Annotated in this window: 5 protein-coding genes and 1 pseudogene; 3 read left to right on the top strand and 3 right to left on the bottom strand. The window is 70.9% G+C overall.

Annotated elements, in window-relative coordinates:
* Positions 1 to 147 precede the first annotated feature (147 nt).
* The 3 genes and pseudogenes from ACIP6U_RS15535 to ACIP6U_RS15545 all read right to left on the bottom strand — a co-directional run bounded on the left by ACIP6U_RS15535 (position 148) and on the right by ACIP6U_RS15545 (position 3,298).
* Positions 148 to 500 (bottom strand): annotated as a pseudogene (locus tag ACIP6U_RS15535) (PRC-barrel domain containing protein).
* 117 nt (positions 501 to 617) lie between these two features.
* Entirely contained in the window at positions 618 to 788 is a 171-nt protein-coding gene (locus ACIP6U_RS15540) for a hydrophobic protein (protein ID WP_401717047.1), read from the bottom strand.
* 491 nt (positions 789 to 1,279) lie between these two features.
* Entirely contained in the window at positions 1,280 to 3,298 is a 2,019-nt protein-coding gene (locus tag ACIP6U_RS15545; RefSeq protein ID WP_401717050.1) for an RICIN domain-containing protein, read from the bottom strand.
* A 412-nt stretch (positions 3,299 to 3,710) separates the two neighbouring features.
* On the opposite strand from ACIP6U_RS15545, the gene ACIP6U_RS15550 reads away from it, so the two are divergent.
* From ACIP6U_RS15550 to ACIP6U_RS15560, 3 genes are all read left to right on the top strand, one after another.
* The gene (locus tag ACIP6U_RS15550) at positions 3,711 to 4,364 is read left to right on the top strand and encodes an SLATT domain-containing protein (protein ID WP_401717053.1); all 654 of its coding nucleotides are present in this window, start codon (positions 3,711 to 3,713) and stop codon (positions 4,362 to 4,364) included.
* A gap of 89 nt (positions 4,365 to 4,453) precedes the next feature.
* On the top strand, positions 4,454 to 9,619 hold the full coding sequence (locus ACIP6U_RS15555; RefSeq protein WP_401717056.1) for an FtsK/SpoIIIE domain-containing protein: 5,166 nt from the start codon (positions 4,454 to 4,456) through the stop codon (positions 9,617 to 9,619).
* A complete protein-coding gene (locus ACIP6U_RS15560) occupies positions 9,616 to 11,613 on the top strand; it encodes a metallophosphoesterase family protein (protein WP_401717059.1) in 1,998 nt (665 codons plus the stop codon). Before ACIP6U_RS15555 ends, ACIP6U_RS15560 begins: the two co-directional genes overlap by 4 nt.
* Position 11,614: the final 1 nt, after the last annotated feature.

The following is an 11,614-nucleotide window of genomic DNA, read 5'->3' on the forward strand; positions in this document are numbered from 1 at the left end:
GGGGGGGGGGGGGGGGGGGGGGGGGGGGGGGGGGGGGGGGGGGGGGGGGGGGGGGGGGGGGGGGGGGGGGGGGGGGGGGGGTTTACCCCGGGTGGGGGGGGGGGGGGGTGGGCCCCCCCCCCCCCCCACTTCCGGGCTGGTGCGAGGTCAGATGACTCGCTGGGTCTCGTAGTACTCGGCTACCTGCCGTGGTAGCCGGCGTCGCCGATGTGCTTGTCCTTGTCGAACTCGGGGGACTCCCGGATCTGGTCCTTCGTGAGGCCGACGTAGATCTTGCGCTCAGCCGGGTCGACCGACTTCACGGTTCCGGCGGGCAGCAGGACGTGCATGCCGAAGATCCACACGCCGGTGTCGACGACAAGGTAGGAGGAGGCGACGTCGTCCGAGTACTTGTCGACCTTGCCGATGCTGCCGTCGGTCGCCTCGACCGTGTATCCGATCAGGTCGGTGCCCGTGGTGTGGCCGGTGATCGGCTGGTAGCCCCAGATGTTGTCACTCATAAGGAACCGCTCCCTCATCGAGATTCTTTGTTGCTCCCGCACGTGAACTGTCAAGTCGGGCAGACACCTTCAAATTCGGTGACGCCACTTCAGACCTTCGGAATTCCGGGTGTTCGCCTACCAGCGGTACCAGCGGCCTCGCTTGCCACCGCTCGCCGCAGGGCGGATCACAAAGCCCAGGAGCCACACGACCAGCACGATGACGGCGATCCACCACAGGGCCTTGAGTGCGAAACCGGCACCGAAGAGGATCAGAGCAAGCAGAAGAACAAGAAGAATAGGAACCATTGTTATCAACCTCCGATCCTTCGGTTGCCCCGTCGATCGATCTTCACTCCTACGGGATTTCATGTGTTCCTTGGGTGGCCCGGAGCCGCCAAGGGTATGTGCGACAACTGTCCGATGTGGAGGTGGGGCATGCGGTGAGACGGGTGGCGAACCCATTTCGAGAGAGGCAGGGGTGAGTGGTTGTGGTTGTGGCTGCGGATGAGAAGGCGAAGGCCAAGGGTGCGCTCGCCCGATCGGCGGGCTGTTTGAGTTCGGCGCGGCCGAACAGCAGCGCGTATCCGGACGGGAGCTGGGCCAATACCAGGCAGGACAGGCGTACGCGTCCTTCGAGGGCACCTGGGACAAGCTGCCCGACAGCACCATCCCGATGCTGATCATCAACGGCTCCCTCGACGAGATCACCCCGCCCGGAAACGCGAGCATCGGACGACGACGGCCGCGGCTCGATCGTCGAGCCGCGGCCGTCATGTGTCGTCCGGATACGATCCGGCCTACTGAGGCGTGAGGGTGAAGGACTGGGCGGTACCGCCGGAGCAGGTCCACTGCTGGAGCCGGGCGCCGTCGGCGGTGGAGGCGTCGGTGACGTCCAGGCACTGGGCGGGATTGCTGCGTGGCGTCAGGGTGTACGTGCCGCCTGTTCCAGGAACCGGCTTCCACTGCTGATTGGTACCGCCGCCGTAGGCCCAGAGCTGGATCTTCGCTCCGCTGCCGACGCCCGTCCCGCCGGTGACGTCCCAGACTGCGTTGGCCGCGTTGCGGCTGACGACCTTGTAGTAGCCGCTGTCGGTGGGCTGGAACTGCCACTGCTGGTTGGTGCTGCCGGACACGCAGGCCCACTGCTGCACGGCGGCGCCGTTGGCGGTCGAACCGGCCGCGTCGTCAACGCACTTGCCGCTGCCGGAGTTGGTGACCGTGTACCACTTCGTCGAGTCCACAGGTCCGCTGGTGCCCCCGCCCACGTCGGGCCAGATGTACGTGCCGACCGTCTTGGCGGGCAGCGTGCTGCTGACCTGCTGGCCGGCGGCGCGCAGGGTGAAGGGCTGGTTGGAAGCAGTCTGGTTGACCACGACGGTCACCAGGCTGCCGTCGGGGTTGAGGAAGGCGACGTTGGTGACGTTGCCGCTGTTGCCGTTGTTCGTCTGGACCCGGGTGGCGCCGCGTGCGATGAACTTCGAGAACTGGCCGACGATGTAGTACTCGGGCAGTGCCCAGTACGTGTCCGGGTTGCTCGGCGACTGGATGAACATGGTCGGGTCGGGTGCGCCGGACCACTGCTCGGGGCTGCGGTTCTGGTCGAGCATGGTGACCCAGTCCTGGTACATGATCGACTGGTTGCGGAAGTACTGGACGATCCGGTCCGCGCCGGCGGTGCCCCACACCGCGCGCTCGGTCATGGCCACGTCCTTGGTCGGGTAGCTCGACTTGACCTGTCCCATGGAGGTCGGGTCCCCGCCGTAGTCGTGGAAGGCGACGCCGTCGACCGAGTTGAACGCGCTGCTGGGTGAGCCGGGGTTGCCGAGGACTCCGGCGGTGTAGGACGGGCCGTCGCCGAAGTTGTGGTCGAAGGCCCAGATCTTGGTCGCCGAGGCGCCGTTGCCGTTCAGTTCGGTGCGCAGCGCGGTGGCGACCCTGCGTTCCTGGTCGGCGGTGAGCGTCATGCCCGGGTAGTCCGGGGGCGAGAACAGCGGTTCGTTCTGCATCGTGACGGCGTACAACGGCAGTCCCTGGCCCGCGTAGGCGGTGACGGCCTTGCGCAGGTAGGTGGCGAGCACGGGGATGTTCGCGTCGGGAAGCGTGCCGCCGATCAGGCTGTTGTTGTTCTTCATCCAGGCCGGGGGGCTCCACACACTGCCGAACAACAGCAGGTTGGGGTTGATCGCCTTCGCTTCCTTGAGGACCGAGATGATCTTGTAGTCGATGTCCTTCTGGATGGAGAACCGCGACAGGCTCGGGTCGGCCGCGCCGTCGTCGTAGGTGTAGAACTGCCGCGAGGTGAAGTCGCTCGAACCCAGCGGGATCCGGGCGATGTTGAAGCCGGCGCCGTTGACCGGGTCGACGAGCTTGCGCAGCGCCGCGGTACGCGCGGAGGCACTCATCCGGGACAGGTTGTAGATCGTGGACTCCTCCAGCGAGGAGCCGACGCCCAGGACGGACTGGTAACGGGTGGCCGTGTCAGCGGTGATGGTGGCCGTGCCCGAGGCGGTGACCGCGGTGAGGTCGGACTGCCGCGACAACTGGTACGGGGTGGAGGCGAGTCCCGTCGCCGGGTTGGTGAACCAGTTCGCGTTGGCCGGGCCGAATCCCGAGGCCGTCGACTCCGAGCTGAAGTACACCTGAACGGGAGCGCCGGCCGCTTGGGCCGACGGTGCGTTCACTGTGGTCAGAGCGACGGGTGCGAGCAGCGCGCCGACCGCCGTCGCTGTCAGCGCGAGCGTGGCCCGACGGCTGCGCACGACGGGACCGGTGGTCCGGGAGCGCGGTCGCCACCAGTGGGGGTGTCTCAGAGGCACGGAAACTCCTGATCGGGTGGGGGATGTCGCCTGCCGCTCGGTGTGAGCCGGTGAGACTCGCTCGTCCGACGCCGGGAGGCTGAAGCGACTGGGCTGGGCGATCAGTTGGGGGGTGACACGGGGGTTCACGGCTTTTTACAAGTCGTGAACTTAGAGGGGGCGCTGAAGCACCGTCAACCCTCGCGTCGCAACGGGCGTATCAGGTGTGGTGCCTCGGTATCGCCCGGGTGTCCCCGCCCCGCGGTGAGTCACGCAGGCGCTGGGTCAGCAACCTCTTCGGATGCTCGGCTTCACCACCATCACCTCGGGCAACGAGGCGTACACCACTCAGTGGAGCGGGGTGAACCATCAGGTCGTGGTCGGGGGTCCTTCGGCTACCCTCCTACGCAAAGACCCTGCTGGGGAGGGTGAGTTGACGGGGAGTGCAGCGGCTGTCGAGAGCGGTGGTGGGCGGGCGCGCAGGAGAGATCTGCGGGGCCGGGCCTTTCCTACGCTGACCACGGGTACGTCGGCCGAGCGGATGAAGTCGGTCGAGTCCCTGCGGGCCTGGGTCGAGCAGGAGGCCGAGGACGCCATGGACTGGTACCTGGAGGACAAGCGGCTCAAGCGGCTCGGCTCCCGTGTCATCCGCGGCGTGATGATCGTGCTCGCGACGACCGGCACCGTGATCCCGCTGGTCGGCGCGGCCGCGGACGCGGACATCCAGAGCTGGGGCTATGTCTTTCTGGCCGCGGCGGCGGGGTGCAAGGGGTTCGACTACTTCTTCGGACTCTCCACGGCCTGGATGCGTGACATCACCGCCGCGCAGGCGCTGCGCGGCGAGTTGAACGAGTTCCGGCTGGCCTGGTCGGCCGAGTTGTTGAGGGACTCGACGGGCGAGCCGGAGCAAGCGGTGATCGAGCGCAGACTGATCCTGATCGGCGGGTTGGTCGGAAAGGTCCGTGGGCATCTCGAATCCGAGACCGCCGACTGGAGCACCGAGTTCCGGGCCGGACTCCAGCAGTTCCAGGACCAGTCCGCGGCATTGCCGGCGCCACGGGAGGCCGGTGCCCCGGCCGAACGCTGACCGGTCGACCCCGCCGTCCATTTCCCGGCCGACAGCGCACGGCCGAATCCATGTCGCGGATCCGTCGGCCCCCCGAGGATGTACAAGTCATGCCACGATCCACTCGTTCAGCAGTCCGGACACGCCACGTCTACGGCCCACGGCCCGGTACGAGCCCGGTCGAGGGGCTGTTGGTGCGCTCCGACCCGGTGGGAGCGCGGCTGCTGGGACGGGCCCTGCGCGCTCTCGCCGAGCCCGCGTCCCTGCTGCCGAGGATCAGCGCCGTCTGGCTCTGGGGCGACGAGATCGTCGTAGAAGTGGCCGATCCGCCGGACCGGTTGTTTCCCGAGCGGTGGCAGGCGCGGCGCGATGAGCGGCTGTGGTTCCTCAGTCGGGAGAGCGTCGGGGCGCACCAGGACGAGGGCCGGGACCGGGACTTGGCCCGGGACTTGGACGTGAGTACGGCGATGGGCGTCTCCGCGTTTCCTCACCTCGTGTCCGTCGGTCGCGGCGATGAGCTGCGGCTGCTGCTCAACCTCGACGCGGGGACCGGCTTGTGTGCCGTGACCGGACCAACGGCGCACCGGGCCGCGCTTCTTGAGGCGATCGCCGCCGAGCAGGCCACGGCACCGTGGTCGGGCGACGTCCGCGTCACCTGCGTCGGAGTGGCGCACGGTCTGGACGCCGAGTTCCCGGAGCGGGTGACCGTGCTGCCCGATGTCCCTTCCCTGATCGAGTCGTTGGCGGAACGGGCGGGGCAGTACGCGCACTCGGGGTCGAACTCCCGGCCCGTGCTGACCGGTTGGGCCGCCCGGCCCGCGCATCCCGCCACCGCGGGCGAGGTGGTGCTCATCGGGACCGAGCCGACCCCCGCCGAGGCACGGCAGCTCGCCCGGCTCGTCGCCCGGGACCGGACGACCGGGCCGCGCGTCCTCGTCGGCACGGCACACGCCGGTCTGCCCGGCGCGGGATACGGCATCGACATCGACCGCGACGGCCGGGTCACCGCTCCCCTGCTGGGGGTGGTCGCGGGACCGCGGTCGGCACCGGCACCGGCCGCCGAGATCCGCGTACGGCGCCCGGCCCGGGTGACACCGCCCCCCTCGTGGTCGGCCGCGCCCATCGGTCCGGGGCGGCGCACGGGGACGGCCGGCGCCCGCTGGAACATCACCGTCGTGCTGCCGGGTGGCGCCCAGCAGGACGTCGTACTCGAAGCCGACGAGTCGACCCCCGTCCGGGTCGTCGCGGAGCAACTCGTCCGGCTCGGTCCGGCTCGGACGGCTGCCGGCCCTCCCGAGCTGTTCACGAGCGAGGGGGAACGGCTGGCGCCGGAGGCCACTCTCGGGCAGACGGCTCTGTACGACGGCTGCCGGGTCTTCCTCGGGTCGCTGACGGAGCGTGCGGGTGCGGTCGGAGGCGGGGTTCCGGGGCTGGCGCCGGAGGGCTTCGCGCGATTCCGGGAGCTGTACGTGTCGTCGGCCGGGGGAGGGGCGCTGGCCTTCGACCGGCGGGCGGCGAGCGCGTCCGGAGCGGGCGGTCCGGTCGAGTCCGGGGCGGTTCTCGGGGATTCCCTCCGGCGGGGTCTCGTGCCTTGGCGCCGTCGGGCGTCCGACGGATCCGGTGGGAAGAGACCGCGCTTTCCCGATCCCCGTGAGCTCGCGTCGGAGATCTTCGGTTCGCCGTCGCGGTTGTGGGAACGGGGCTATGAGCACCGGGACGGCTTGGTCCTGCGCGTCGGCGCGACGAGGACGGATCCGCTGACCGTCGACCTTCAGGAAAGGGGTCCTCTGGGTATCGCGGCCGGCCGGGATCGCGGCCGCAGGTTGGCGGGCTGGCTCGTCGCGCAGACGGCCCTGTTCCATCCACCGTCCGCGCTTGCGGTACAGGTGCTCACCGACGAGTCCGGGCAGGACTTCTGGCGCTTCGCACGGTGGCTGCCGCCCGACGGGCTGATGTCCCGGGGTGCCCTGCCCGTGCGGGTCAGCCGCGATCCCGCCGCGCACGCCGGGCTTCTCGAAACGGTGGAACTGATCATCCGCGAACGCCTGCGCGGCGAGCCCGCGGCGGGATCGTTCTGGGGCCGCACCAACCTGGTGATCGTCCTCGACGACCTGACCGCTCTGCGCGCGACGCCGTCGGCCGAAGAGATGCTCCGCGTCGGATCGGACGTCGGCGTGCATGTGATCTGCCTCGCCGAGGACCGGGCGCGACTGCCCGACTGGTGTCAGACCGTGCTGCGAGCGGACGGCGACGTAGTGTCTCTCGCGGTCTCCGGACCGGCGCGTACCGTCCTGGAGCGTGAGTTCCGCCCCGACGACGTGTCACCGCACCAACTCGACTCCCTGGCCCGCCTCCTGGCCCCGCTGCGCGACAACTCCGCCGAGCCGACCGACAACCCGGCCGAACGCCTCCTGGACCTCCTCGACCTGGACCCCCCGACCTCCGAGAGGATCGCCGACCGCTGGGCAGGCACCCCGCGTTCGCCGGCGGCCGTGCTGGGCGGTTCGGTCGGTCGGCCCTTCGTCCTCGATCTGCCGGGCGACGGTCCGCACGCCCTGGTGACCGGGATGGCCGGCTCCGGGATGGAGGAACTGCTCTGCGCCTGGCTCGGCTCCCTCGCCGTGGCGAACCGCCCCGACGAGCTGAACCTGCTGTTCGTCCACCACGACGGCGGTGAGGCGTTCGCCGAGGCGGCCCGGCTGCCGCACACGGTGGGGGTGCACACCGCGCTCGACTCCTATGCCGCCGCCCGTGGACTGACCGCCCTCACCGCGGAACTGAGGCGGCGTCAGCAACTGATGAAGGAGGCCGGGGCCCGCGACTTCGAGCAGTACACGGTGATCCGGGCGTCCGAGGCCGCCGGGCTGCCCGTCCTGGCCCGTCTGGTGGTCGTGGTCTCGGATCTCGCCCGACTCCGGGAGGAGACACCGGAGTTCGTCACGGGGCTGATCGACGCCATGCGGCGGGGAGCGGAGTTGGGCGTCCACGTGATCCTCGCGACCCGTCGCCCGTCCGACGCCGTGACCGGCGAGGTACTGGAGTTCGCCCCGCTGAGAGTGGTCCTGCGGCTCGCCGATCCCGCCGACAGCGACCTGCTGATCGGTACCCCGGCCGCGGCCCGGCTGGACGCGGGGCGGCAGGGACTGGCGTATGTCCGCCGTTCCTCCGGGGAGTTGGAGCTGGTCCGTTGTGCGCGTCTGGGGCGCCGGCAGGAGGGGACGTCCGCCGCGAGCGACACCGTCCGGATCCGGGCGACGGACTGGACGGGCGCCCCGGAGCAGCCCGCACCCAGGATCGCGGCGGTCACGGGAGTGGGTGAGCTGGCCGACCTCGTCGACGCGACCGCGCAGGCCGCGGCCACCCTCGACGACCTGCCAGTGCCGCACATTCCGTGGCCGCCGACGCTGCCGCTGTCGGTCAGGCTGAAGGAGACCGCCGTCGGGCCGGACGCCCTGTGGCCCCTGCGGCCACGGCCCGGAACCCGGACACCGGTCGTCTTCGGGCTGCGCGACGCGCCCGACACCCAGGGATTCCAGCAGGCGACATGGGACCTCGACCTCGACGGCCCCCTGCTCGTCCTGGGCGACCCCGGCAGCGGGCGGACCCAGACGCTGCTCACCCTCGCCGTCGCCGTCGCCGAGCAGTACGGCGCGGACGACGTCCACCTCTACGTCGTCGACTGCGGCTCCGGAGCCCTCGGCGCCCTCACCGACCTGCCGCACTGCGGGGCCGTGGTGACCCCGGACGAGCCGGAGCGGATGCGGCGGCTCATCGACAAACTCGTAGACACCGTGCGCAGCCGTCAGGAACGCTTCACGCAGACGGGCCTCAGGAGCCTGCACGGGCAGCGGCAGGAGGGCCACGGCCGGGGGCGGCAGCCGTATCTCGTCCTCCTGCTCGACGGCTTCGAGGAGTTCCGCGGCTGGGCGCGCGGGACCTCCAACGAGGGATGCCTCACGGACCTGCTCGGCCTGCTCCGGGACACCCGGTCCGGGATCTGTCCCGTCGTCGCGGGCGGCCGGCAGGTACTGGGGCTCCGCGACGGCGCCAGGCGGAACACCACCTTGGTCCTCGGACAGGCCGGCGGCACCGGCTACGAACAGGCCGGGCTGGCGGGACACCTGCGGCCACCCGTCGTCGTGTCCGGTCGTGCCCTGTACGCGGGGACCGGCGCCGAAGTTCAGATCGCGCTGCCCGACCGGATCCAGGAGACGGTGATGGAGACGCGCCGGCGCGACGCCGAAGTGCCGTTGGAGAGCAGGCCGTTCCGGATCGGGAGCAGCGCGCTCGCGGCCGACCGCTTCTCGCTCGGACCGGCGGGCCGGCCGGTGGGCCGCGAGGACGTGTTCGCCTGGCTGAGCCGCACCTACCGGGACGGCGCGTCCGCCGCGCTGCTCGGGCCGCGCAGGGCCGGCAAGTCCTGGATCGTCAAGGAACTCCAGGAGCGCATGCGGTCCGATGGCCTGGGCGATGTGCAGAAGGTGGTGACCCTGTCCAACCGGGACCGGACCGGATCGCAGGACGACCTCGCCGTACGGCTCATGCCCGCGCTGGCCCGATCCGCCCGGCCCGCCGACGAGTTGATGGACCGGGCCGCCGAGGGCACCGGTTCGTCCCGGCTCGTGCTGCTGCTCGACGAGGTCGGCCGGCTCACCGGCTACCACCCGGCTGCCGTGTCCTGGCTGCGCGACCTCGGCCAGGCCGGCGCCTGGCTCGTCTACTGCGGCACCTACAAGGACTGGAACGACGCCCTGCGGCACGCACGCAAGGTGCCCGGGTCGAGCTACGGAAACGACGTCAGCCATTTCACCCTCGGGCCGCTGACCGAACAGGACGCCCGCGAGTTCCTGACGGGCACCGCCGAGAACGAGGGGCTGGAGATCCCCTCCGGCACCGCCGACCGCATCCTCAGGAACGTAGGACCCTGGCCCTTCTACCTCCAGGTGGTGGGCGACGCCCTGGTGCGGTCGGCACGCGCCGGGAGCACGCTGGCCGTCCACGACTCCGCCGAGCTCGAATCGCTCATCGAGCGGGAACTCCTTGTGAAGAAGGCCGATGTCTTCCGCTCCCGCTGGAGCGAGATCGGCCCCGCGGCCCGCGAGGCCCTGCTCCAGGCCAGGGGTGGACAGCCCAGGGACCTCAGCCGTGCGCAGGGGAAGGAACTGCGCGAGGTGGGCCTGCTGTTGTCCCAGAACGCATGGCTGTCCGACCGGCCCTTCTTCGACTGGATCCGGCACGCGTACGAGGAACTGCACGACGAGGAGCAGCACCGATGAACCACTACCGGCCGAGCCGGTCGTTCGACCCGAGCCTCGACATCAGGTTCCGCGGCACACGGATACCACCGTGGGCGGTACCGCTGGTGGAGAGGCACGAGCCCAACGACGCCTGCTGGCTGGTGGTCATGCCCCGGCGCTCCGGCAAGAGCTGGCTCGCCGGGGCGGTACGCCGCGCCCGCCCCGAAGGGCGTACCCGGCTGGTCGACGTACGCAGCGACACCGATGTGCGCAGGGCGGCGCTGACCTGTCTGACGAACGGCAAGGCCGCCCGCCCGCAGCTCGGCGACGTGGACATGGTGCTCGTCGACGAGCCGGCCATCGGCCCGTCGGGGAGACAGGCCCGGGATCCCGGGACGCTCGCCGCGGGACTCGGACGGTTGCGGGAGGAGGGCGTCGTACCGGTGGTCTTCGCCACGCCCGCCGAGTACGAGTTGCTCGCCCCGCACCTGGGGGCCGACGCCTCCAAGGACGTCCGCATGCCGCCGTCGGTCACCGACGAGGAGGCGGGGTGGATGGCGGACCGGGCCCCCGAGTGGGCGCACGACGTCGTGGCCCTGCTGCGGGCCGAGCAGCCCGGCTGGCTCCTCACCCCCTTCCTGCTGGAACTCGCCCTCCAGACCGCCGAGGCCGAGCCCGACCTGCGGACGGATCCCGCCGAGCTCTCCCGCCGGGCCGGCGAAGAGGCCGACCATCCGCAACACCGCTATGTCGACCAGTGGTTCCACAACGGCATGTCCGCGACACACCGTGCCGTCATACGGCGTGAGCGATGGCGCGACGCCGGGCTCGACTTCACCTCCGACGCCCGCGACGCGCAGACGATGCGGGAGGTGCTGCGCCCGGTGGCCGCCGACCCCGTGATCGCGCACCACCTGCCCGCCGTGCTGCGCGTGCACCATGTGTCCGACCTGCACTTCGGCGGCCGCCTGCGGTCCAACGTCGACCAGAAGGACCGGACCCAGGCGGGTGCCGCCCTCGCCCGGCTCACCGGCGAGGGCACCCCGCTGGAGAGCTATCTGGAGCACGTCCAGCACCTCGCCGGACAGGGCAGGGCCCCGCACCTGGTCATCGTCTCCGGCGACCTGGTCGACCGCCCGCTCGACGAGTACGGACGCGAGGCCCTCGACTGGCTGGACCGCCTGGGCCGGCTTCTCACCGATCACCCCGACCTGCGCCGGGACGACCCGCGGATCCTGCTCGTGGGCGGCAACCACGACGTGTCCTGGGACCGGTGCCTGGACCCGAGGCCCGGCGCCCGCCACGAGTGGTTCGCGCGGGCCTTCGACGCGTACCCGCACCCCGACCTGGACAAGGACAAGCACGAGGACCGCCGCCTCTACGTCCGCTACCCCGACGCCGGACTGCGGGTCGCGCTGCTCGGCTCGGCCGAGTCGGGCGGCGAGCCGGCGAGCAACGAGGACCGCGACCGCGTACGCCAACTCCTCGCCGAACTCGCCCAGTCGGAGGACGGCGTCCAGATCAGCGACCTCATGGGGCGACTCGAACGCCACGACCCCGGAGTCGTGGCCCATCCCGTGCTCAGACGTCTGAGCAGGGAGACGGGGTGCGTGAACCTGGCCGTCGTCCACCATCCGCTGTCCCCGGTGCCCGCCGTGGAGGTGGCGCCGTACGCCGGTGTCGTGAACGCAGGCCAGGCCAAGGCGTCCCTCGCCGAGGCCCACACCGCACTGGTGCTGCACGGACACACCCACCTCGGCTTCCTCGCCTCGGAACGGCTGATCGACCGCGACCGGCCCTGGACCACCCGCATCGCGGGCGCCCCGGCGCTGGCCAGCATCCACTCGAACGAGGAGAACGGCTACAACGAGGTCTTCATCGCCAGGGAGGGCGACGGCCACTCCCTGGCGGTACGCACCGTCCGCCTGCGCCAGGGCCAGTGGAGGGCGGACCTGGCCTTCGCCTTCCGCCCGGGAGATCCCGACGAGTGCGCCTTCGACGAGCTGGGCGCCGACCGCTCCCCGCGGAACTGAC

The sequence above is a fragment of the Streptomyces sp. NPDC088794 genome (genome assembly GCF_044750545.1).
Lineage (GTDB): Bacteria > Actinomycetota > Actinomycetes > Streptomycetales > Streptomycetaceae > Streptomyces.

What these genes read in the sequence shown, in the direction of transcription:
- ACIP6U_RS15540 (WP_401717047.1), bottom strand. Translation starts at nt 788, where the DNA reads ATGGTTCCTATTCTTCTTGTTCTTCTGCTTGCTCTGATCCTCTTCGGT.
- ACIP6U_RS15560 (WP_401717059.1), top strand. Translation starts at nt 9,616, where the DNA reads ATGAACCACTACCGGCCGAGCCGGTCGTTCGACCCGAGCCTCGACATC.
- ACIP6U_RS15555 (WP_401717056.1), top strand. Translation starts at nt 4,454, where the DNA reads ATGCCACGATCCACTCGTTCAGCAGTCCGGACACGCCACGTCTACGGC.